The organism is Pulveribacter sp. (assembly GCF_032079985.1).
Lineage (GTDB): Bacteria > Pseudomonadota > Gammaproteobacteria > Burkholderiales > Burkholderiaceae_C > Melaminivora.
The window spans coordinates 266405-288241 of record NZ_DAMATK010000001.1; the positions used below are offsets into that span (position 1 = coordinate 266405).

The following is a 21837-nucleotide window of genomic DNA, read 5'->3' on the forward strand; positions in this document are numbered from 1 at the left end:
CGGTCGCCATGCAGCTGCGCCACCTGGGCCAGGTGCCCTACGCGCCCACGTACGAGGCCATGCAGCGCTTCACGGCCGAGCGCTCGGGCGATACGCCCGACGAGCTGTGGATCTGCGAGCACCCGGCGGTGTTCACCCAGGGCCTGGCGGGCCGCAGCGACCACCTGCTGGCGCCGGGCGACATCCCCGTCGTCGCCACCAACCGGGGCGGGCAGGTCACGCACCACGGGCCGGGGCAGGTGGTGGCCTATCCGCTCATCGATCTGCAGCGTACGGGCTACTACGTCAAGGAATACGTCTTTCGCATCGAGGAGGCGGTGATCCGCACGCTGGCCCATTTCGGCGTGACGGGGCACCGCGTGGCCGGCGCGCCGGGCATCTACGTGCGGCTGGACGACCCTTTCAGCCACGCCATGCTGGCGCAGCGCCCACAGCGGCGCGGACCGGGCGATGGCCCGCCGCAGCCCGATTTCGCCGGCCTGGGCAAGATCGCAGCCTTGGGCATCAAGGTCTCGCGCCACTGCACCTACCACGGCGTGGCGCTGAACGTGGATATGGACCTGGAGCCCTTTGCACGCATCAACCCTTGTGGTTATGCAGGGCTGCGCACCATCGACCTTTCTACAATCGGCATCCACGCCCCCTGGGACGAGGCCGCCGCGGTGCTGGGACAGCAGCTGGCGATGCGACTGACGCCCTGACCCTTCTTCCTGCGTCCCCGCCAGATCGCCATGAGCACCACCAGCACCTTGAGCATCACCCGCACCGCCAGCACCTCCGAGGTCGTGCGCGAAGCGCAACCCCACGATGCCTACAACCCTTCGGCCAAGCAAAAGGCCGGCGCCAAGCTGGCGCGCATTCCCGTCAAGGTCGAGCCCGGCGAGGTGCTGAAAAAACCTGAATGGATCCGCGTCCGGGCCGGCAGCCCGACCACGCGCTTCTACGAGATCAAGAGCATCCTGCGCGAGCACAAGCTGCACACCGTCTGCGAAGAAGCCTCCTGCCCCAACATCGGCGAATGCTTCGGCCGCGGCACGGCCACCTTCATGATCATGGGCGACAAGTGCACGCGCCGTTGCCCGTTCTGCGACGTGGGCCACGGCCGCCCGGACCCGCTGGACCAGGACGAGCCGCTGAACCTGGCGCGCACCATCGCCGCGCTCAAGCTCAACTACGTGGTCATCACCAGCGTGGACCGCGACGACCTGCGCGACGGCGGCGCCGGCCACTTCGTGGAATGCATCCGCCAGGTGCGCGCGCTCTCGCCGGCCACCCGCATCGAGATCCTGACGCCGGACTTCCGCGGCCGCGACGACCGCGCGCTGGAGATCCTCAAGGCCGCGCCGCCGGACGTGATGAACCACAACCTGGAGACCGCGCCGCGCCTGTACAAGCAGGCCCGCCCCGGCTCGGACTACCAGTTCAGCCTGAACCTGCTGAAAAAATTCAAGGAGCTGCACCCCGGCGTGCCGACCAAGAGCGGCCTGATGGTCGGCCTGGGCGAGACGGACGAGGAGATCCTGGAAGTGATGCGCGATATGCGCGCGCACGGCATCGACATGCTGACCATCGGCCAGTACCTGGCGCCCAGCAACAGCCACCTGCCGGTGCGCCGCTACGTGCACCCGGACACCTTCAAGATGTTCGAGCGCGAGGCCTACGCCATGGGCTTCTCGCACGCCGCCGTGGGGGCCATGGTGCGCTCCAGCTACCACGCCGACCAGCAGGCCCACGCGGCCGGGCTGTAAGGCACCGGCGGCGCTTTTACTCCCAGCCGCCGGCTTCCATCCCCTCGTCATCCTCTCCGGCGCCGCGCACCACGCGGCGCACCACGTCGGCGGCGAAGCCGCGCGCGGCCAGAAAGCGCATCTGCCGCGCCCGCTCGGCCGGCGTTTCGGCCGCGGCGCCGAACCGCTGGCGCCACACGGCGCTCGCGCGTTCCAGCTCGCTGCCGGCCAGCTGCCGGCCGGCGGCGCGTACCAGTTCCTCGTCCAGCCCCTTGCGGCGCAGTTCCTGCAGCACGCGCTGCGTGCCCAGGCGGGCAGCGCGGCGGTTCATCACCGACTCGGCCACACGGCCCTCGTTGATGAAGTCCTTGGCCTGGAGCTCGTCCAGGATGGCGGCCAGATCCTCGCCCTCCTGCACGTAGCGCGCCAGCTTGGCCTGCAGTTCGCTGCGCGAGTGCTCGCGCTGGGCCAGCAGGCGCAGCGCCCGGCCCTTGAGCGACGGCTTCTGAAATCCCATGGAACTATCAAAAAAAGAGCTGCCAGCACTTGACTGGCAAGGGCTGACAGCAGTTTTGGCTATGAATGCCGATTACAGCGGAAGCTCTTCGGTCTTGTCGGCCTTGTCGATCTTCCGGCCGCGCGGCGCGGGCTTGTCCTCTTCGACGCCGGGCACCGGCTCGTCCGCGACCGGGTCCTGGCCGGCCACTGCCGCCGGCAGCAGGGCGATGCCCAGGCTGTCGCGCACCTTGTTCTCGATCTCGCGCGCCAGCTCGGGGTTCTCGCGCAGGAACTCGCGGGCGTTGTCGCGGCCCTGGCCGATCTTCTCGCCGTTGTAGGCATACCAGGCGCCGCTCTTGTCCAGGATGCGCGCGTTCACGCCCATGTCGATGATCTCGCCCTCGCGCGAGATGCCCTCGCCGAACAGGATGTCGAACTCGGCCGTCTTGAAGGGCGGGCTGACCTTGTTCTTCACCACCTTGACGCGGGTTTCATTGCCGATCGGCGTGTCGCCCTTCTTGATGGTGCCGATGCGGCGGATGTCCAGGCGTACCGAGGCGTAGAACTTCAGCGCGTTGCCGCCGGTGGTGGTCTCCGGGCTGCCGAACATCACGCCGATCTTCATGCGGATCTGGTTGATGAAGATGACGGTGCAGTTGGTCTTCTTGATGGTGGCCGTCAGCTTGCGCAGGGCCTGGCTCATCAGGCGCGCCTGCAGGCCGGGCAGCTGGTCGCCCATGTCGCCCTCGATTTCGGCCTTCGGCGTCAGCGCCGCCACCGAGTCAACGACGATCAGGTCCACCGCGCCCGAGCGCACCAGGCTGTCCACGATCTCCAGCGCCTGCTCCCCGGTGTCAGGCTGGCTGATGAGCAGGTCCTGCAGGTTCACGCCGAGCTTTTGCGCGTACTGCACGTCCAGCGCGTGCTCGGCGTCAACGAAGGCGCACTGGCCGGCCAGCTTTTGCATCTGGGCAATGACTTGCAGGGTCAGCGTGGTCTTGCCCGAGGACTCGGGGCCGTAGATCTCGATCACCCGGCCGCGCGGCAGGCCGCCCACGCCCAGGGCGATGTCCAGGCCCAGAGAGCCGGTGGAGACGACCTGGATGTCCTCGATGGCCTCGCCTTCGCCCAGGCGCATGATGGTGCCCTTGCCGAACTGCTTTTCGATCTGCGCGAGCGCGGCCTGCAGGGCCTTGGCCTTTTCGCTGGCGGCGGCGGTGTTGACGGTTGCGTTCATGGAAACGGCTCCTTGAGAGAAAAGGGGGCGATGGATGCCAGTCACTGGTTGGAATGCCAAGCTGGATACTTGAACAGTAGTGTAGGGAGCGACTGCGGTCGTTTCAATGTTTTTATGGTCAGTTTGCCTGACAATGTGCGCATGTCCGAAAGCGCCCTTGATCCAGCCGGCGACGACTGGCGCCAGACCCACCTGGGCCGCCTGCTGGGCCACGCCCTGCGACGCTTTGATGCACGCGTGCTGCAGCTGATGGCGCGCAGCGTGGAAGCACCTCTGGCCCTGTCCAACTTGGCGGCGCGCGAGCAGGTCAGTGCCGCCCACGTGCACCTGACGCGCCATCTGTCGCCCGCGGGCGACCGCATCACCGACCTGGCGGCGCGCGCCGGCATGGCCAAGCAGTCCATGGCGGCGCTGATCGACCAGTGCGAGGCCTGGGGCCTGGTCACCCGCGAGGCGGACCCGCACGACGCGCGCGCGCGCCGCGTGTGCTACACGCCGCTGGGCCTGGCCTGGCGCGAGGCCTTCCGCCAGGCCGTGGCGCAGGCGCAGGCGGAGTTTCGCGCCGAGGTGGGCGAGGAGGTGGCCACCGTCGTTGCCCTGGGCCTGGAGGCCTATGCCGGCGGTGACGGGGCCCCGGCCTAGAATTTGTCCGCGCGGCGCGCGCCGCCCACGCAGCAACAGCACCAGGAGACTCCACCCATGCGCATCCTCATTGCCGAAGACGACCAGGTGCTGGCCGATGGCCTGCTGCGCAGCCTGCGCGGCTCGGGCGCGGTGGTGGACCACGTGGCCAGCGGCACCGAGGTCGATGCCGCCTTGATGACCAACAACGAGTTCGACCTGCTGATCCTGGACTTAGGGTTGCCCAAGATGCACGGGCTGGAGGTATTGAAGCGCCTGCGCGGGCGCGGCTCGGCGCTGCCGGTGCTGATCCTCACGGCCGCCGACGGCATCGACGAGCGCGTCAAGGGCCTGGACCTGGGCGCCGACGACTACATGGCCAAGCCCTTCTCGCTGCAGGAGCTGGAGGCGCGCGTGCGTGCCCTCACGCGCCGCGGCATGGGCGCCACCAGCAGCGCCATCCGCCACGGCCCGCTGGTGTACGACCAGGCCGGGCGCGTGGCCACCATCGATGGCAAGCTGGTGGAGCTGTCGGCGCGCGAACTCGGCCTGCTGGAGGTGCTGCTGCAGCGCGCCGGCCGGCTGGTGTCCAAGGAGCAGCTGGTCGAGCGCCTGTGCGAGTGGGGCGAGGAGGTGAGCAACAACGCCATCGAGGTCTACATCCACCGCCTGCGCAAGAAGATCGAGCGCGGCCCGATCCGCATCGCCACGGTGCGCGGGCTGGGCTACTGCCTGGAAAAGATCGCCGGCTGATGCTCACGCTTTGATAGCTGCTGGCGCTTGATGGACGGGCGCTGGAGGCGGAAAAGACCTAAAACCCGCAGGGCCTGCCTTGAACATCTTCCAACGCGAGCAGCGCTCCCTGTTCGGCGAGATCCTGGACTGGATGCTCACGCCGCTGCTGCTGCTGTGGCCCGTCAGCCTGGCGTTGACCTGGCTGGTGGCCCAGGGCCTGGCCAACAAGCCGTTCGACCGCGCGCTGGAATACAACGCCCACGCCCTGGCCCAGTTCGTCACCACGCACCAGGGCAAGGTGCTGTTCAGCCTGCCCCAGCCGGCCAGCGAGCTGCTGCGCGCCGACGAGTCCGACGCCGTGTACTACCAGGTGCTGTCGCCCACGGGCGAATACCTGGCCGGCGAGCGCGACCTGCCCGCGCCGCCGCACGACGAGCGCCCCTCGTCCGCCGAGGTGCGCCTGCGGGACGCCGAGCTGCGCGGCGTGGACATCCGCGTGGCCTACATCTGGGTGCGCGTGCCGCTGCCGGACGCGCCTGCCGCGCTGGTGCAGGTGGCCGAGACGCGCTCCAAGCGCAGCGTGCTGGCCACCGAGATCATCAAGGGCGTGATGCTGCCGCAGTTCGTCATCCTGCCGCTGGCCGTGCTGCTGGTGTGGCTGGCCCTGGCCCGGGGCATCAAGCCGCTGCACCAGCTCGAAGAACGCATCCGCGCGCGCAAACCCGACGACCTGTCGCCGCTGAATGACAAGTCCGTGCCCATGGAAGTGGCGCCGCTGGTGGACTCGGTCAACGACCTGCTGCGCCGGCTGCACGAATCTATGGCCACGCAAAAACGCTTCCTGGCCGACGCCGCGCACCAGCTCAAGACGCCCCTGGCCGGCCTGCGCATGCAGGCCGACCTGGCCCAGCGCGAGGGCACCAGCACCGAGGAGCTGAAGCAGTCGCTCAAGCAGATCGGCCGCTCGTCCATCCGCGCCACGCACACCGTCAACCAGCTGCTGGCGCTGGCGCGCGCCGAGGGCAGCGCGGCCGCGCTACAGCACCAGCCGGTGGACATGGCGCAGCTCATCATCGAAGTGGTGCAGGACGCCGTGCCGCGCGCTCTGGCACGGCGTATCGACTTAGGGTACGACGGCCCCGAGCCCGGCAGCCCCGGCGTGTGGGCCGACGGCAATCCGCTGCTGCTCAAGGAGCTGGCGCGCAACCTGCTGGACAACGCCATCAACTACACGCCCTCCAGCGCCAGCCAGGCCGGCGTGGTCACGGCGCGCGTGCTGCCCGACACCTTCGGCCGCGTGGTGCTGGTGCAGATCGAAGACAGCGGCCCGGGCGTGCCCGAGAGCGAGCGCGAACTGGTCTTCCAGCCCTTCTACCGCGCCCTGGGCACGGACGCCGACGGCTCCGGCCTGGGCCTGCCCATCGTGCGCGAGATCGCGCGCCAGCACGGCGTGGAGGTGGTGCTGGAAGACGTGCGCCCCGGCGCGGTCATGCCCGGGGCGCGATTCACGCTGCGCTTTGCCGCCAGCCGCGCCGGCCCCAATCGGCCGGCGCCGGCCGGTCAGTAAGCCTGGCGCTGGCTGCCGTAGGCGGCCACGTCGCTGGCGTCGCCGCCCAGGCGCTGCACTTCGGCCAGGTAGGCCGGCCCGCTGCGCAGGCGCTGGTACTCGGCCATGCGCTGCTGCTCCTGCGGGTTGCCCAAGGGCCCAGCCTCGCCGGTACTCAGCGCTTCCAGACCGGCGCGGCGCCACAGCGACAGGTCGGCCAGCACCTCGGCGCGCGAGACGGCCGAGCCGGACTGCATCTGCATCTGCACGGCCTCGTTGCCCCAGGCCTCCTGCGACTCTGTGGCCATGGCCGGCAGGGCCAGTGCGGTGCCTGCGAGGGCGATGGCGCAAAGGGTGTTGCGAACAGTGATCTTCATGGCTGTGATTCCTTGTATTTGGGTGGGTGGGAGAAAAACGGCAGGCCCATCTGAACCCCGGGGGGCGGGGCCGCCTGTCGGAAAACCGCGCACGCCCATGCCCACTGGCGGGCTACGGGCGGCCGGCCGCTACTGCACGCGCTGGGTGCCGGCCTCGCCGGCCACGGTGCTGGCCGCCCCGCCGAAGCGGCGCACCTCGGCCAGGTACTCGGGGCCGCTGCGCAGGCGCTGGTACTCGGCCAGGCGGCGTTCATGGTCGGCGTTGCCCACGGGCAGGATCTCGCTGGAGCCCTGGGCGTCCAGGCCGGCGCGGCGGTGCAGGGCCAGGTCGGCCAGCACCTCGGCGCGCGACAGGCCCGGGGCCTGCTGTGCGGCCTCCTGGGCGAAGGCAGGGGCCGACAGGGCGGCGGCGGACACGGCGGCGACGGCCAGGGCGCTGCGCAGGGCGATGTTCTTCATGGTGTGCGTTTCTTCAGGGGTGACGGTTGAAGAGAAAGAGAGACGGCGCCCTGCGCGGCGGCGGAGGCCTTTGCGCTGGGCATGGGATGCAGTTTCTTTTCCGCCGGCGCTTTTGTCGGTGCGTTTACGCACACGTTTGGCCATGTCGCGGTGGCCGGGGGCGTTCCTGGCGCACACTGCGGCGTCCGCCATTTCCTCCGTTCCCCGCCATGCCCGACACCTCCCCGCCCCAGCGCTCCAGCCTGGCGCTGCGCCGCGTGCGCCTGCTGCAGGGGCTGGACCCGGACTGCCTGGCGGAGCTGGCCCAGCAGTGCCGCTGGCACCGCCTGGAGGCGCGCCAGACCCTGGTCACCGAAGCGGCGCGCGCCAACGACGTGTTCTTCGTCCTCAGCGGGCGCGTGCGCATCGCCAGCTACGACGCCGTGCGCGGGCGCGAGGTGACGCTGCAGGACTGCGGCATGGGAGCGCACTTCGGCACCCTGGCGGCGCTGGACGGCGCGCCGCGCGCGGCCGACGTGGTGGCGCTGGAGCCCACGCTGCTGGCCAGCCTGGAGGCGGCGCAGTTCGTGGCGCTGCTGCACCGGGAGCCGTTGGTGGCGCAGCGCATCGTGCGTTTTCTGACCGCCGCCGTGCGCCAGCTGGCCGGCCGCGTGGTGGAGCTGAGCACGCTGGCCGTGCAGTCGCGCCTGCACAGCGAACTGCTGCGCCTGGCGCAGGAGGCGGGCGTGCGGGACAACGCGGCGCACATCGCCCCCGCGCCGCTGCACGCCGAGCTGGCCAGCCGCATCGGCACCAGCCGCGAGCAGGTTACGCGCGAGCTGTCGGCCCTGGTCCGGCGCGGCCTGCTGCGCCGCGAGGGCCGGCGCGCGCTGGTGGTGGCCGACGTGGCGGGACTGCAGGCGCTGCTGCTGTAGCTGTGCTCACATAGTGATAGCTGCCGGCGCTTGACTGGCAAGCGCTGGAGGCCGATTTGGCTTGCAATGTGGGCGCGCCGGTACGGAAACCTGCGCGGGGCCGTCGGTGCGCCTCGGGTATCTTCGCCGCTCAACCTACAACACAACAAGGAGTCAACCCATGCTGCGGCGCAACCTGCTGGCGACCTTCGCCATCACCTGTGCAATCTCTGGAACGGGCTGGGCCCAGGACAACACCAAGCCCCTGCGCATCGTCGTGCCCTTCCCGCCGGGCGGCGCCACCGACATCGCCGGGCGCTCGCTGCAGGAACCCCTGCAGCGCCTGCTGGGCCAGCCGGTGGTCATCGAGAACAAGGCCGGCGCGGGCGGCTCCATTGGCATGGCCGACGTGGCGCGCGCCAGCGACGGGCTGACCTTCGGCGTGGCCACGCTGTCCACCCACGGCGTGAACCCGGCGGTGCTGACGCGCCTGCCCTACGACCCGATCAAGGACTTCTCGGGCGTGACCGAGATCGTCAAGGCCCCGGGCATCATCGTCGTCAACCCCAAGGTGCTGCCCGTCAAGGACTTCGCCGACCTGGTGCGCTACCTGAAGATGAACCCGGGCAAGGTGGAATACGCCACGCCCGGCACCGGCACCATCGGCCACATGTGGGGCGAGCTGTTCAAGACGTCCACGGGCACCAGCATGGTGCACATCCCCTACCGCGGCGCGGGCCCGGCCATCAACGACGTGCTGGGCGGGCAGGTGGCGGTGTACTTCGACCAGGTGGCCTCGTCGCTGCCGCACGTGAAGGCCGGCAAGCTCAAGGCGCTGGCCGTGTCCTGGCCGCAGCGCCTGGACGTGCTGCCCGACGTGCCCACCTACGCCGAGCTGGGCTACGCGCAGGCCAACGACGCTTCCTGGTTCGGCCTGGTGGCGCCCAAGTCCACCCCGGCCGCGCAGGTGCAGCGCGTGCAGCAGGCCGTGGCCCAGGCGGTGCAGGAGCCGGCCGTGCGCGAACGCCTGGCGGGCCAGGGGCTGTATGCCTCGGGCACCACGCCGGCCGAGTTCTCGGCGCAGATCGAGCGCGAGATCGCCAAGATGAAGGACGTGGCGGCCCATGCCAAGATCAAGCTGGACTGACCCGCAGGGAGTGCCGTGCCCATGCCTGCCGCACCGAGACTGAACCCGCGCCGGTACCTGCATCCCGAACCTGGCGCGGCCGGTGCGGCGCAGCCCGCGCCGTCCATGGTCTCCAGCGTCCCGGGGCGCACGCCGCTGGTGCTGGATTCGCCGCACAGCGGCACCGTCTACCCCGAGGACTTCCGCGCCGCGCTGCCGCTGCCCGAGCTGCGCCGCGCCGAGGACACCCACGTGGAAAAGCTCTACGCCTTCGCCCCGGCGCTGGGCGTGGGCTGGGTGGAGGCGCACTTCCCGCGCATCTACCTGGACGCTAACCGCGACGTGACCGAGCTGGACGCCTCGCTGCTGGACGGCCCCTGGCCCGACGCCCTGGCCACCGACCCGGCGGTGCTGCAGAAGGTGCGGCTGGGCAAGGGCCTGGTCTGGAAGCTGACGGACGACGGCCGGCCCATCTACGACCGGCCGCTGAGCGTGGCCGAGGTGCGCGCGCGCATCGAGCGCTGCTGGCGCCCCTACCACGCGGCGGTGGCCGCCGAGATCGACGCCGCGCACGCGCGCCACGGCTACAGCCTGCACCTGAACTGCCACTCCATGCCCGCCGTGTCCGCCAGCCACGCCACGCTGCACCCGGGCCTGGTGCACGCCGACTTCGTGGTGGGCGACCGCGACGGCAGCACCGCCAGCCCGGCGCTGTCGCAGCGCATCGTGGCGTTTTTGCGTGAGCGCGGCTACACCGTGGACTACAACCACCCGTACAAGGGGGTGGAGCTGGTGCGCCGTTACGGCCGCCCGGCCGAGCAGCGCCACAGCATCCAGCTGGAGATCAACCGCCGGCTTTACATGGACGAGCAGACCCTGGCCATCGAGCCGGCCGGCTTCGAGCGGCTGCAGGGCGATCTGCGCGCACTGGTGCAGCTGCTGCTGGTCACCGACCCGCGCGGCGCCTGAGGGGGGCGGGCGCGGCCCGCGCAGCCCCGGGCGTGGATCAGCAGCGGGTCAGGCGCAGGGCCGCAGCGCCTTGCCCGACAGCGCCGGCTGCAGCGCCTCCAGGCGCGGGCGCAGCGCGTCGTCCACCGCCGGCAGGCGCAGGGTGTAGGCGGTCGCGTCGGGCCGTTCCTGCACCACGCGGGCGGTGCGCACGCCCTGGCTGGCCAGCTGCGCCAGGCCGCGCTGGGCCGCCTCCTCACTGGAAAAGCGCCCCAGCGACAGGCCGGGCTCCAGCGCCGGACCGGGCCGGTCGTAGTCGATCTTCAGCGCGCGCAGCTCGGCGCGCTTGCGCGCGACGATCTCCTCGTCCGGGAAGCGCCCCATGTAGACCATCCAGCGGCCGGCGATGGCCGTCTCCTCCAGTTGCCAGCTGCCCGGGGCCCAGGCGGCCAGCGAGGCGCGCAGCGCATCGGCTTGGCGCGCGTCGAACGTGCCCGCCTGCAGGCAGACGGCGGGCTGGGGCGCGGCGGCAGCGGTGCTGGCGCCGATGGCAGGCGTGCCATGTGCCGGCGCCGCGGAAGCCGTGGAGGCCGGACGCGCAGGGGCGGATGCAGGGGCGGCAACGGGCGCGCTGGACGCACCGGTCTGGGGTGCCAGCAGGCGCAGCTTCTGCGGCTCGACCTGCTGCTGCAGGCGCTGCGGCTCGGCGTCGCTCACCGGGCCCAGGCCCCAGCCCTGCAGCAGGCCGGCGGACCAGGCGTAGTAGCCGGCATTGGCCAGCAGCAAGAGGATGACGGCAAGGCGCAGCATGGGTGCTGGTGTCGTTCAGGCGCCCGCGGCGGGGCGCACGCTGATCTCGGCGCTGGTGATGGCCTGCATGCCGGCGGCGGTGTGCACCAGCAGCGCGCCCTCGTCGCTGACGCCGTGGGCCGTGCCCTGCTGGCCGTTGGACAGGGTCACGCCGCGCCCGGCCAGCACGTCGCGTCGGGCAAAGCGCGGCTGAAAAGGGGCGAAGCCGTGCTCGGCAAAGCCCAGCAGCGCCTGCACTAGCGGCAGGGCCAGGCGCTTTAGCGCGCGCGCGGCGGTCAGGTTGCCGTCCACCTCGCGCAGGCAGCCGGGCGGCGTGGCCAGGCCGTCGGCCAGCACCGGCAGCACGTTCAGGCCGATGCCCACGACCACGTAGCGGCCCTGCTGCGCATCGGCAGCGGCCGGGCCGCCGGCGTAGGTGGCGGTCTCCACCAGGATGCCGCCGAGCTTGCGATCGCCGGCCAGCCACAGGTCGTTGGGCCACTTCAGGCGGATGCGCGGTTCGGCGCTGGCACCGTCCAGGCATTCGGCCACCGTCACGCCCACGGCCAGCGACAGGCCGGACCAGTCCTGCGGCGCCAGCATCAGCCCGAGCGAGAAGGTCAGCGCCGGCACCACGCCCGTGCCCTCATAGGCGCCGGCGCTCCGCCACTGGCGGCCCAGACGGCCGCGGCCGGCGGTCTGCGTCTCGGCCACGAGTAGCGTGGGTTCGGTGCGGCCGGCGCGGGCGCGGCGCATCAGTTCGCTGCTGGTCGAGTCGACGCTGGCCAGCACCTCCACGGAAAAGCCGGGCAGCAGCGGCTCGACCTGCTGCCAGATGTCCTCCGCCGGCCAGGACGGGATGAGGGCGGCGGCGCTCACGCTCGTGGCCCCGGCGGCGACCAGCCGCGCTTGGGGGCCAGCAGCGTGCCGCGGCAGTGGGCGGCGCCGCACCAGCAGGGGTACTCGGCCTTGAGCTTTTTCGTGTAGCGTTCTTCGATGATCAGGCCGTAGTCGTAGTTCAGCTCCTCGCCGGCGGCGATGTTGCGCAGCGCGGTGATGAAGATGCGGCCGTCCCGCTCGTCGGCCCAGCAGTTGGGGTCGCAGCTGTGGTTGATCCAGCGCGAGGAGTTGCCGCCGAACTTTGCGTCGATCACGCGGTCTTCATCGACGTGGAAGTAAAACGTGTGGTTGGGCTGCTTCGGGTCATGCGGATGGCGCGCCTGCGCCTCGTCCCAGCTGATCACCTCGCCCGTGTACTCGATGATGACCTCGCCCTCGGCAATGGGCTGCACGGCGAACACGCCCTTGCCGTGCACGCCCGAGCGCCGCGTCTGGATGCGCCGCCCTGCGGCAGGCTTGGGAGTGGCATGGGGCTTGGCGGGCATGGGGCGAAAAAAACTCTGTTAGCGTGGATATGCACACAGGTGTGCGCGTGCGTGCGCACGCGAAGGCGGCCATTGTAGGCATGGGCCGTGGTGCATTCGGTCGTTGGAAAAAGATATGAGCAAGACTCTGGTAATCGCAGAAAAGCCCTCGGTGGCACAAGACATCGTGCGGGCCCTCACGCCCGTGGCGGGCAAGTTCGACAAGCACGAAGACCATTTCGAGAACGAGCGCTACGTGGTCACGAGCGCCGTGGGCCACCTGGTGGAAATCCAGGCGCCCGAACAGTTCGACGTGAAGCGCGGCAAGTGGAGCTTTGCCCACCTGCCCGTCATCCCCCCGTACTTCGACCTGAAGCCGGTGGACAAGACCAAGAGCCGCCTGAACGCGGTGGTCAAGCAGGCCAAGCGCAAGGACGTGACCGAGTTGGTGAACGCCTGCGACGCGGGGCGCGAAGGCGAGCTGATCTTCCGCCTGATCGAGCAGTACGCCGGCGGCGCCAAGGGCGGTCTGGGCAAACCCGTGCGCCGCTTGTGGCTGCAGAGCATGACGCCGCAGGCCATCCGCGACGGCTTCGCCAACCTGCGCAGCGACGCGCAGATGCGCGGCCTAGCCGACGCCGCGCGCAGCCGCAGCGAGGCCGACTGGCTGGTGGGCATCAACGGCACGCGCGCCATGACGGCGTTCAACTCGCAGGGCGGCGGTTTCTTCCTGACCACCGTCGGCCGGGTGCAGACGCCCACGCTGTCGCTGGTGGTGGAGCGCGAGGAAAAGATCCGCAAGTTCGTCGTGCGCGACTACTGGGAGGTGCATGCCGGCTTTGCCGCCGAGGCCGGCCTGTACCTGGGCAAGTGGTTCGACCCGCAGTGGAGGAAGAGCGAAGACCCCGAGGCCCGCGCCGACCGCCTCTGGTCGCACGCCGACGCGCTGGCGATCGCGGACGCCGTGCGCGGCAAGCCCGCCACCGTCACCGAGGAAGCCAAGCCCACCACGCAAGCCTCGCCCCTGCTGTTCGACCTGACCAGCCTGCAGCGCGAGGCCAACGGGCGCTTCGGCTTCTCGGCCAAGACCACGCTGGCGCTGGCGCAAAGCCTGTACGAACGGCACAAGGCGCTGACCTACCCACGTACCGACTCGCGCGCCCTGCCCGAGGACTACCTGCCGGTGGCCAAAAACACGTTCGGCATGCTGGCGACCAGCGGCATGCGCCACTTGGCGCCCTTCGCCCAGCAGGCGCTGGACGAGGGCTATGTGCGGCCGTCCAAGCGCATCTTCGACAACAGCAAGGTCAGCGACCACTTCGCCATCATCCCCACCACGCAGGCGCCCAGCGGCCTGTCCGAGGCCGAGCAAAAGCTCTACGACCTGGTGGTGCGGCGCTTCCTGGCGGTGTTCTTCCCCAGCGCCGAATACCTGGTCACGACGCGCATCAGCCGCGTGGCCGAGCACGCCTTCCGCACCGACGGCAAGGTGCTGGTCCGCCCCGGCTGGCTGGCCATCTACGGCAAGGAGGCTGCCAGCGAAACCGAGGGCGGCAAGGACGGCGAGAAGGGCCAGCCCCTGGTGGCTGTGCGCCCGGGCGAGCGCCCACTGACCGAATCCGCCGAGGCCAAGGGCCTGAAGACCAAGCCGCCCGCACGCTACAGCGAAGCCACGCTGCTGGGCGCCATGGAGAGCGCCGGCAAGCAGGTCGAGGACGAGGAGCTGCGCAGCGCCATGCAGGAAAAGGGCCTGGGCACGCCCGCCACGCGCGCCGCCATCATCGAAGGCCTCTTGAGCGAGAAGTACATGCTGCGCGAGGGCCGCGAGCTGATCCCCACGGCCAAGGCCTTCCAGCTGATGACGCTGCTGCGCGGCCTGGGCGTGCATGAGCTGTCGCGCGCCGAGCTGACGGGCGAGTGGGAATACAAGCTGGCGCAGATGGAGCGCGGCGAGCTGCCCCGCGACACCTTCATGCAGCAGATCCAGGCCATGACGGAGAAGATCGTCCGCAAGGCCAAGGAGTACGACCGCGACAGCATCCCCGGCGACTACGCCACGCTCGCCTCGCCCTGCCCGAACTGCGGCGGCGTGGTCAAGGAAAACTACCGCCGCTATGCCTGCACGGGCCCGGGCGGCAACGGCGAGGGCTGCGGCTTCTCGTTCACCAAGTCGCCCGCCGGCCGCACCTTCGAGACGGCCGAGGCCGAAGAGCTGCTGCGCGAGCGCCGCATCGGCCCGCTGGAGGGCTTCCGCTCCAAGGCCGGCTGGCCCTTCACGGCCGAAGTCGCCATCGTGCGCGACGAGGAGGCAGGCAACTACAAGCTGGAGTTCGACTTCGGTGACGACGCGGCCGCCGGCGAGGGCGGCGGCGAGGCGGTGGACTTCTCCGGCCAGGAGAGCCTGGGCAACTGCCCCGTCTGCGGCGCCCCGGTGTACGAGCACGGCAGCAACTACGTCTGCAGCCGCGCCGTGCCCACGGCCCAGCAGCCCACGCCCAGCTGCACCTTCAAGAGCGGCAAGATCATCCTGCAGCAGCCTGTGGAGCGCGCGCAGATGCACAAGCTGCTGGCCACCGGCAAGACCGACCTGCTGGACAAGTTCGTCAGTCTGCGCACGCGCCGCCCGTTCAAGGCCTTCCTGGCCTGGGACGCCGCCGCCGGCAAGGTCAACTTCGAATTCGAGCAGCGCGACAGCAAGTACCCGCCGCGCAAGACAGCCGGCGGGGCTGCGGCTGCTAGCAAAACAGGAGCTGCCAGCGCAGCGAAGACGGGCGCTGCAGCCAAAAAGGCCGCAAAACCCGCCGCCAAGAAAACCGCCGCCGCCAAGGCCCCGCGCAAGCCCAGCACCGCCGCCGGCAAGACCCCCAGCGCCGCGCTGGCCGCCGTGATCGGCGCGGAGCCGATCGCCCGCACCGAGGCCATGAAGAAGACCTGGGACTACATCAAGGCCCACAACCTGCAGGACCCGCAGGACAAGCGCAGCATCAATGCCGACGACAAGCTGCGCGCCGTCTTCGGCAAGGACCGCGTGGGCATGTTCGAGCTGGCTGGCATCCTGGGCAAGCACCTAGGGGGCGAGGCATGAAGCCGGCGCTGGCGCGGCCCACCACCGCCGTGCTGGCCGCCCTGGCCATCGCCGCCGCCCTGGCCGGCTGTACGGCCACGGGCAGCGGCGCGCGCCAGTCCGGCGCGCCGGACAGCCAGCAGGGCGACGGCAGCGGCGTCACCGTGTTCGGCACGGTGGACGTGAACGTCAGCACGCAGCGCTCGCGCTGAACGCCCGCCGCCCGCCTCCATCCGCCCCATGCGCAGCCCCCGCGAACGCGCCGCCTGGTCCGCCCTGGCCGTGCTGGCCCTGGCCGGTGCCACGGCGGCCTGGCGGACGTCCGAACAGTGGCTGCCCCACGCCGGCCCCTGGGCCGAGCAGGCCTGGCGCCGCGTGACGCGGCCCGGCACCGAGACCCTGCCCGCGCACAAGCGGGGCGCGGGAGCTCCTGCCAGCGCCGCCTCGGCCCCGCAGCCGCGCAAGTGCGTGCAGGCGGATGGCCGCGTCGTCTATACCGACCAAGCCTGCCCGGCGGGCAGCCGGGAGATGGTGGTGGAAGGGGCGGTGACCTCGCTGCCCGGGCGCTGACTGCGCGTTACTCCCAGCGCTTGTGGGGAAAGCGCCAGCAGCTATGCAATGGATGGTTGCAGGCCGCGCGGGGATTCATGCCAGCTCCCATTCCGGGTGTTCCGTCCGCAGCCAGCGCAGCGTGTGCCCCAGCAGTTTTTCCGCCGCCTGCAGGCAGGCGTGCAGGGTGGCGTCGGCGATGGGATCGCCTTCGTAGTCGTTCACGTTGCGCTGGCGGCGCAGGGCGTCCAGCACGATCAGGTCTTGTTTGGACACGCCCAGGGTCTGGTCCAGCGTCTGGATGGCCGTCTGGTGGTGGCCGGGCTGGCTGGTGGAGGTGCGCCAGCCGTGGGCCCACAGGCCCAGCATGGCGCACTGCATGATGCATTTGTAGGCCGCGTCGAAGCGGTTGCCGCTGCTGACCTGCGCCAGCCGCGCATCGGCCAGGTTCTGCCGCGCCGCCTGCAGCAGCCTGGCCATTGCCGCCGGGTCAGGCGGCTGCGCCTGCAGTCGGCCGATGGCCTGCAAGTTGCTCAAGCTCATCGTCGCCTCCCTTGATCCACAGTTTGGGTTTGCGCAGCACGTCGCGCACGAAGGCGTCGCCCGCCCGCGCCTTGTCGGCCAGTTCCTGCGGCGCCCAGAGCACCGGGTTCACCTCGCGCCCCAGGGCCTCGTGCAGCGGGTACATCGCCTGCACCACGGCCACGAAGTCGGCGCTGCCCACCAGCAGCACGTCCACGTCGCTGTGCTGCGTGGCGGTGCCGCTGGCCAGGGAGCCGTAGACGAACGCCAGCGCGATCTGCCCCGCCAGCGGCTCCAGCGCCGTGCGCAGCGCGGGCACCACGCCGTGGGTCTTGCGGAACATGGCCGACAGCTCAGGAAACAGCGGATGCTGCACGTTGGCGCTGTAACGTGCCTGGTTGCCCTGATCGCTGCGCAGCAGCAGCCCGGCCTGCGCCAGCTTGCCCAGCTCGCGTCCCAGCGTGCCGGCATGGCTGCCGGTCAGCCGCGCCAGCTCGCGCAGGTGCAGGCTGTGGCCCGGCTGTAGCACAAGCGCCGCCAGCACCTGCTGGCGCTGGGCCGGGAACAGCAGGTTCATTGCATCCTGGGTGTTGCTCATAAGGCGACGATTGTTGCCTTTAAGGCTTCAGGCGGCAAGGGTGCGCAGTAGGTTTGAAATGAAATCGGCCTCAAACGCTTGTTGGACAAGCGCTGGCAGCTATCGAATAAATAGCTACGCGCTGCCCGCTCGCGCCTCAACATCGCTCACCCGCGCCGCCTCTTCAAACCGGTCCACCCGCAGCAGCGGCCCGAACACCTTCATCCAAACGCCCACCACCCCCAGCGTGCACACCCCTCCCAGCACCGCCGCCGGCACCGTGCCCAGCCAGGCCGCGCTGGTGCCGGCGCGGAACTCGCCCAGTTCGTTGGACGAGCCGATGAACAGCATGTTCACCGCGTTCACCCGACCGCGCATGGCGTCCGGCGTGGAGAACTGCACCAGCGTGCCGCGGATGTTCACGCTCACCATGTCGGCCGCGCCGGCCAGGGCCAGCATCAGGCACGACAGCCAGAACCAGTGCGACAGCGCGAACACCAGGTTGGCCGCGCCGAACACCGCCACCGCCGCGAACATGGTGCGCCCCACGTGGCGCTGGATGGGCCGCACGCTTAAAAGCAGCCCCATGCCCACCTCGCCCACGGCCATGGCGCTGCGCAGCGCGCCCAGGCCGGCGGGGCCCACGTGCAGCACCTCCTGCGCGTAGATGGGCAAGAGGGCCACCACGCCGCCCAGCAGCACGGCGAACAGGTCCAGCGAGATGGTGCCCAGGATGATGGGCCGGGTGCGGATGAAGGTGATGCCGGCGCCGAAGCGCTGCACCATGCTGCCCTGGAGTGGCCCGCGCGGCGCGGCGTGGGCCACCGTCACGCGGCGCAGCAGCAGCGCGCCCAGCACGAAGCAGCCGCAGCACACCGCATAGGTCAGCCGCCCGCCGCCCAGCGCGTACAGCAGGCCGCCCAGCAGCGGCCCGCCCACGGCCGCGCCGCGCATCAGCATGCTGTTGGCCGCCATGGCCTGCGCCAGCTGGCCGCGCGGCACGATCTGCGGCAGCAGGCTTTGCATGGTGGGCGCGGAAAACGCGCGCGAGCAGCCGTACAGCACCAGCACCGCATAGATGCCCGCCACGCCGCTGGCACCGTGGCTGGACAGCCACCACAGCAGGGCGCTGCACAGCGCACCCACCGACCAGCTCAGCGCCAGCACGCGGCGGCGGTCGAAGCGGTCGATCACGTCGCCGGCCGGCAGCAGCAGGCACAGCATGGGCAGAAACTGCGCCAGCCCTACATAGGCCAGCGCCAGCGGCTCGCGCGTCAGGTCATAGACCTGCCAGGCCACCACCACCGCCTGCACCTGGGTGGCGACCACGGCCACCACGCGGGCGGCCAGGAAGGCGGCGAAGCCGGTGTTGCGAAAGACGCTGTCGGAGGGCGGGGACGAGGGGGCAGGAGAGTGCGAAGGGGCGCGAGCGCCGGTGTCGCTGGGACGGGCCATGGACGGGGAAGAGGCTGGGCAAGCCGGAAGCGGGGCAGCCAGAAATTATCGCCAGCCCGGCATTCAGTTGCCTGCGCGACTGCCATTGCCCCCCGGGCGCACTACGATCCGCCACGGCCGGCCCGCCACGCGGGCCGATCGCACACCCGGCTTACCCATTCATTCATTCCACAGGAGAGACAACCCGCCATGTTCAGCCACGTCATGCTCGGTGCCAGCAACCTCGACAAGTCCAAGCAGTTCTACGACGCGCTGCTGGGCGCCCTGGGCGCCAAGCCCGGCTTCACCGACCCGAAGAACCGCACCTTCTGGCGCCACGCGGGCAACACCTTCGGCATCACCGCGCCCATCAACGGCGAGCCGGCCTGTTTTGCCAACGGCGGCACCATTGGCTTTGCCGCCGTCTCGCCCGAGCAGGCCGACGCCGCGCACGCCGCCGGTGTTGCCGCGGGCGGCACCACCTGCGAAGACCCCCCGGGCTGGCGCGGCGACCAAGCCGCCGGCGGCATGTACCTGGCCTACCTGCGCGACCCGGACGGCAACAAGCTGTGCCTGCTGCACCGCCCGCCCAAGGCCGCCTGACCTCGGAGCGTTCACGCATGCAACTGTCCGAACAATGGGTGCTGGTCACCGGCGGCGCCCGGGGCCTGGGCCAAGCCATCGTGCGCGCCCTGGCGCGCGAGGGCGCTGGGGTGGTCATCAACTACCACCGCAGCGAAGCAGCCGCGCAGGCGCTGGCCGAAGAACTCGGCCCACGCGCCATCGCCCTGCAGGCCAACGTAACCGACGCCGCCGCCGTGCAGCGCCTTTTCGCCACCGCGCGCGAGCGCACCGGCGCCCCCATCAGCGCCGTGGTCAACAACGCCCTGGCCCAGTTCTCCTTCGACGGCGACGCGCGCCCCAAGCTGGGCGACATCGCCTGGGAGCGCTTCAGCCAGCAGATCGACGGCGCCGTGAAGGGCGCGCTGAACACCATGCAGGCCGCGCTGCCCGGCATGCGCGCGCAGGGCTTCGGGCGCGTCGTGAACGTGGGCACCAACCTGTTCCAGAACCCGGTGGTGCCGTACCACGACTACACGGCGGCCAAGGCGGCGCTGCTGTCGCTGACCCGCACGGCCGCGCATGACCTGGGGCCCGACGGCATCACGGTGAACATGGTCTCGGGCGGGCTCTTGCGCACCACCGACGCCAGCAGCGCCACGCCCGAGGCGGTGTTCGACCTGATCGCCAGCATGACGCCGCTGCGCCGCGTGACCACGCCGGCCGAGTTTGCCGACGCGGTGCTGTTCTTCCTCTCGCCCTGGGCGCGGGCGGTGACGGGGCAGAACCTGGTGGTGGACAGCGGGCTGGTGAAGGACTGACCGCCCGGGCGGGGTGCAGCGTCAGCGCGCCTGCGCCCCCTTCGCGTGGCCGTGCGCATGCCCGTCGTGGCCGTGCGCGTGGTCGTGGCCGGCGGCGCCCTGGCCCTCGCCGCCAAAGCTGTGCCCCTCGCCCGCCAGCTCGCAGGCCTGCGCCTCCACCTGCAGCGTGGTGTGGTGCAGGCCAAAGCGCTGCGCCAGCAGGGCGCGCAGCTCCAGCAGCAATACCTGCGGGTGCGCCTGCGGCTCGTTCACGATGTGCACCGTCAGGCTGACCTGCCCGCTGGACAGGCTCCACACGTGCAGCTCGTGCACGCCGGCCACGCCCGGGTGCGTGGCCAGGGCCGCGCGCACCTTGGGCAGCGACACGCCGCGCGGCACGCCCTCCAGCAGCACGTGCACGCTCTCGCCCAGCAGCACCCAGGTGCGCGGCAGCACCCACAGGCCGATGGCCACGGCCACCAGCGTGTCCACCCACACCCAGCCTGTCAGCCAGATGACCAGGGCGCCGGCGATCACGCCGACCGAGCCCAGCAGGTCGGCCCACACCTCCAGGTAGGCGCCCTTGAGGTTCAGACTCTCGTCCTTGCCGCCCGCCAGCAGGCGCATGCTGATCAGGTTGGTCACCAGCCCGGCCGCGGCCACCGCCAGCATGGCCACGGACTGCACCTCGGGCGGCTCGGCCAGGCGCCGCCAGGCCTCGTACAGCACGTAGCCGGCCACGCCGAACAGCAGCAGCGCGTTGAAGGCGGCGGCCAGGATCTCGAGGCGCGCATAGCCGAAGGTGCGCCGGTCGTCGGCCGGCCGTCGACCTATGCGCACGGCCAGCAGGGCGATGACCAACGCCACCACGTCGGTCAGCATGTGCGCCGCGTCAGACAGCAGCGCCAGGCTGCCGCTCCACAGGCCGCCCGCCACCTCCACCACCAGGAAGGTGGCCGTCAGCGCCAACGCCTTCCTCAGTTGCGATTCGCTGGCGCCTGCGCCGTGGTTGTGGGTGTCGGACATGGGTTTTTCTGGTCGTTGCCGAGGGGGATGGGGCCGGTTCGCGCCGCTATTGCAGTGCTTGCGCACGCCAACGCTGCATGTTGCCCGCCGACTGCGCCCCTGCTTGTCGGACGCTGCCGGCGCGCCGTGCCGCCCGGCGCCGCGAAAGGGCGGCCGGCGCGTGCAGGCCGGGCCTGGCGTGTCTACAGTGAAGGGCTGGCCTTGCGGCCTTTTCGCCCCAACCCGTCTGGCAATGCACAAGGAGCCACGCCATGCCCCTGGATCACCCCATCACCGCCAAGTGGCCCGCCCGCCACCCCGACCGCCTGCAGCTGTACTCGCTCAACACGCCCAACGGCGTGAAGGTGTCGATCATGCTGGAGGAGACCGGGCTGCCCTACGAGGCTCACCTGGTGGACTTCGGCAAGGACGACCAGCATTCGCCGGCCTTCCTGTCGCTCAACCCGAACAACAAGATCCCCGCCATCATCGATCCCAATGGCCCGGGCGGGCGGCAGATCGCGCTGTTCGAGTCCGGCGCCATCCTGGTCTATCTTGCGGCCAAGACGGGCGAACTGCTGCCAAAGGACGACATCGAGCGCTACGAAACGCTGCAATGGCTGTTCTGGCAGGTCGGCGGCGTAGGGCCAATGTTTGGCCAGGTCGGCTTCTTCCACAAGTTCGCCGGCAAGGACTGGGAGGACAAGCGCCCGCGCGACCGCTATGTGCAAGAAACCCGCCGCCTGCTGGGCGTGCTGGACCAGCGCCTGCAGGACCGGACCTGGATCATGGGCGAGGACTACACCGTGGCCGACATCGCCGTGCTGCCCATGGTGCGCAACCTGATCGAGTTCTATGGCGCGGGCGAGCTGGTGGGCATCGACGACTTCGTGCAGGTGCGCCGCGTGCTGGCCAACTTCCTGGACCGGCCGGCGGTGCAGCGCGGGCTGAAAATCCCCTCGCGCGACGAATGACGAATGAAGTGAGCGAAAGCCAGGGCACGGG

At 70.6% G+C, this 21837-nt stretch carries 25 protein-coding genes; 14 read left to right on the forward strand and 11 right to left on the reverse strand.

The genetic code is table 11. The features are described from left to right. Positions 1-8 precede the first annotated feature (8 nt). Positions 9-701, forward strand: coding sequence for a lipoyl(octanoyl) transferase LipB (lipB, locus tag RT282_RS01260; protein WP_312756483.1), 693 nt, complete (start codon positions 9-11; stop codon positions 699-701). Between the two features lie 30 nt (positions 702-731). Continuing rightward, positions 732-1748 carry a lipoyl synthase gene (lipA, locus tag RT282_RS01265; RefSeq protein WP_312307374.1) on the forward strand — a complete coding sequence of 339 codons (1017 nt, stop codon included), beginning with the start codon at positions 732-734 and terminating at the stop codon, positions 1746-1748. A 16-nt stretch (positions 1749-1764) separates the two neighbouring features. Here the strand turns inward: lipA and recX are convergent, their stop codons facing one another. Together recX and recA are read right to left on the reverse strand one after the other, a co-directional pair. Next, on the reverse strand, positions 1765-2244 hold the full coding sequence (gene recX / locus RT282_RS01270) for a recombination regulator RecX (protein ID WP_313311278.1): 480 nt from the start codon (positions 2242-2244) through the stop codon (positions 1765-1767). Between the two features lie 72 nt (positions 2245-2316). Continuing rightward, positions 2317-3462, reverse strand: a complete 1146-nt coding sequence (gene recA / locus RT282_RS01275) for a recombinase RecA (protein WP_313311280.1) — start codon at positions 3460-3462, stop codon at positions 2317-2319. A gap of 141 nt (positions 3463-3603) precedes the next feature. Here recA and RT282_RS01280 point away from each other — a divergent pair, with 141 nt between their 5' ends. The 3 genes from RT282_RS01280 (at position 3604) to RT282_RS01290 (ending at position 6385) form a co-directional block, all read left to right on the forward strand. Continuing rightward, entirely contained in the window at positions 3604-4104 is a 501-nt protein-coding gene (locus tag RT282_RS01280; RefSeq protein ID WP_313311282.1) for a MarR family winged helix-turn-helix transcriptional regulator, read from the forward strand. Positions 4105-4161: 57 nt separating this feature from the next. Next, complete coding sequence (locus RT282_RS01285) at positions 4162-4836, forward strand: response regulator transcription factor (RefSeq protein WP_312756491.1); 675 nt, start codon at positions 4162-4164, stop codon at positions 4834-4836. Positions 4837-4915: 79 nt separating this feature from the next. After that, the gene (locus RT282_RS01290; RefSeq protein ID WP_313311284.1) at positions 4916-6385 is read left to right on the forward strand and encodes a sensor histidine kinase N-terminal domain-containing protein; all 1470 of its coding nucleotides are present in this window, start codon (positions 4916-4918) and stop codon (positions 6383-6385) included. Here the strand turns inward: RT282_RS01290 and RT282_RS01295 are convergent. Both RT282_RS01295 and RT282_RS01300 read right to left on the reverse strand, forming a co-directional pair. Further along, positions 6379-6741: a DUF4148 domain-containing protein gene (locus tag RT282_RS01295; RefSeq protein WP_313311286.1), complete on the reverse strand. Its 363-nt coding sequence runs from the start codon at positions 6739-6741 to the stop codon at positions 6379-6381. The two genes, RT282_RS01290 and RT282_RS01295, sit on opposite strands and share 7 nt — an antisense overlap. Positions 6742-6870: 129 nt before the next feature. Then, a complete protein-coding gene (locus RT282_RS01300; RefSeq protein ID WP_313311288.1) occupies positions 6871-7200 on the reverse strand; it encodes a DUF4148 domain-containing protein in 330 nt (109 codons plus the stop codon). Between the two features lie 209 nt (positions 7201-7409). Between RT282_RS01300 and RT282_RS01305 the strand changes: the two genes are divergently transcribed. The 3 genes from RT282_RS01305 to RT282_RS01315 all read left to right on the forward strand — a co-directional run bounded on the left by RT282_RS01305 (position 7410) and on the right by RT282_RS01315 (position 10188). Then, positions 7410-8114, forward strand: a complete 705-nt coding sequence (locus RT282_RS01305; RefSeq protein ID WP_312756495.1) for a Crp/Fnr family transcriptional regulator — start codon at positions 7410-7412, stop codon at positions 8112-8114. Positions 8115-8274: 160 nt separating this feature from the next. Continuing rightward, positions 8275-9240, forward strand: coding sequence for a tripartite tricarboxylate transporter substrate binding protein BugE (locus RT282_RS01310; protein WP_313311295.1), 966 nt, complete (start codon positions 8275-8277; stop codon positions 9238-9240). A gap of 21 nt (positions 9241-9261) precedes the next feature. After that, entirely contained in the window at positions 9262-10188 is a 927-nt protein-coding gene (locus RT282_RS01315) for an N-formylglutamate amidohydrolase (RefSeq protein ID WP_313312569.1), read from the forward strand. Between the two features lie 48 nt (positions 10189-10236). On the opposite strand, the gene RT282_RS01320 is transcribed toward RT282_RS01315, so the two are convergent. From RT282_RS01320 to RT282_RS01330, 3 genes are read right to left on the reverse strand one after another with little or no spacing between them, the layout of a single operon-like run. Further along, entirely contained in the window at positions 10237-10977 is a 741-nt protein-coding gene (locus tag RT282_RS01320) for an SPOR domain-containing protein (protein ID WP_313311297.1), read from the reverse strand. Between the two features lie 15 nt (positions 10978-10992). Further along, the gene (locus tag RT282_RS01325) at positions 10993-11835 is read right to left on the reverse strand and encodes a biotin--[acetyl-CoA-carboxylase] ligase (protein ID WP_313311299.1); all 843 of its coding nucleotides are present in this window, start codon (positions 11833-11835) and stop codon (positions 10993-10995) included. Further along, positions 11832-12341, reverse strand: a complete 510-nt coding sequence (locus tag RT282_RS01330; protein WP_312307322.1) for an SET domain-containing protein — start codon at positions 12339-12341, stop codon at positions 11832-11834. Before RT282_RS01330 ends, RT282_RS01325 begins: the two co-directional genes overlap by 4 nt. Positions 12342-12456: 115 nt before the next feature. Here RT282_RS01330 and RT282_RS01335 point away from each other — a divergent pair, with 115 nt between their 5' ends. From RT282_RS01335 to RT282_RS01345, 3 genes are read left to right on the forward strand one after another with little or no spacing between them, the layout of a single operon-like run. Next, positions 12457-15405 (forward strand): DNA topoisomerase III, encoded by a 2949-nt coding sequence (locus RT282_RS01335; protein WP_313311302.1) that lies wholly within the window; start codon positions 12457-12459, stop codon positions 15403-15405. Continuing rightward, positions 15402-15596 (forward strand): hypothetical protein, encoded by a 195-nt coding sequence (locus RT282_RS01340; RefSeq protein ID WP_313311304.1) that lies wholly within the window; start codon positions 15402-15404, stop codon positions 15594-15596. Before RT282_RS01335 ends, RT282_RS01340 begins: the two co-directional genes overlap by 4 nt. Positions 15597-15624: 28 nt before the next feature. Continuing rightward, complete coding sequence (locus tag RT282_RS01345; protein ID WP_313311306.1) at positions 15625-15954, forward strand: DUF4124 domain-containing protein; 330 nt, start codon at positions 15625-15627, stop codon at positions 15952-15954. Positions 15955-16029: 75 nt separating this feature from the next. On the opposite strand, the gene RT282_RS01350 is transcribed toward RT282_RS01345, so the two are convergent. The 3 genes from RT282_RS01350 to RT282_RS01360 all read right to left on the reverse strand — a co-directional run bounded on the left by RT282_RS01350 (position 16030) and on the right by RT282_RS01360 (position 18487). Next, on the reverse strand, positions 16030-16476 hold the full coding sequence (locus RT282_RS01350; RefSeq protein ID WP_313311308.1) for a DNA-binding protein: 447 nt from the start codon (positions 16474-16476) through the stop codon (positions 16030-16032). Continuing rightward, a complete protein-coding gene (locus RT282_RS01355; protein ID WP_313311310.1) occupies positions 16424-17053 on the reverse strand; it encodes a nucleotidyltransferase domain-containing protein in 630 nt (209 codons plus the stop codon). Before RT282_RS01355 ends, RT282_RS01350 begins: the two co-directional genes overlap by 53 nt. Positions 17054-17167: 114 nt before the next feature. Continuing rightward, on the reverse strand, positions 17168-18487 hold the full coding sequence (locus RT282_RS01360) for an MFS transporter (RefSeq protein WP_313311312.1): 1320 nt from the start codon (positions 18485-18487) through the stop codon (positions 17168-17170). A gap of 189 nt (positions 18488-18676) precedes the next feature. Here RT282_RS01360 and RT282_RS01365 point away from each other — a divergent pair, with 189 nt between their 5' ends. Next, a complete protein-coding gene (locus RT282_RS01365; protein ID WP_313085015.1) occupies positions 18677-19069 on the forward strand; it encodes a VOC family protein in 393 nt (130 codons plus the stop codon). Between the two features lie 17 nt (positions 19070-19086). Continuing rightward, entirely contained in the window at positions 19087-19848 is a 762-nt protein-coding gene (locus RT282_RS01370; RefSeq protein ID WP_313311315.1) for a 3-oxoacyl-ACP reductase, read from the forward strand. A gap of 21 nt (positions 19849-19869) precedes the next feature. Here the strand turns inward: RT282_RS01370 and RT282_RS01375 are convergent, their stop codons facing one another. Then, complete coding sequence (locus RT282_RS01375) at positions 19870-20853, reverse strand: cation diffusion facilitator family transporter (protein WP_313311317.1); 984 nt, start codon at positions 20851-20853, stop codon at positions 19870-19872. 251 nt (positions 20854-21104) lie between these two features. Here RT282_RS01375 and RT282_RS01380 point away from each other — a divergent pair, with 251 nt between their 5' ends. Continuing rightward, positions 21105-21806, forward strand: a complete 702-nt coding sequence (locus tag RT282_RS01380; RefSeq protein WP_313311319.1) for a glutathione S-transferase N-terminal domain-containing protein — start codon at positions 21105-21107, stop codon at positions 21804-21806. The last annotated feature ends 31 nt before the right edge of the window (positions 21807-21837 follow it).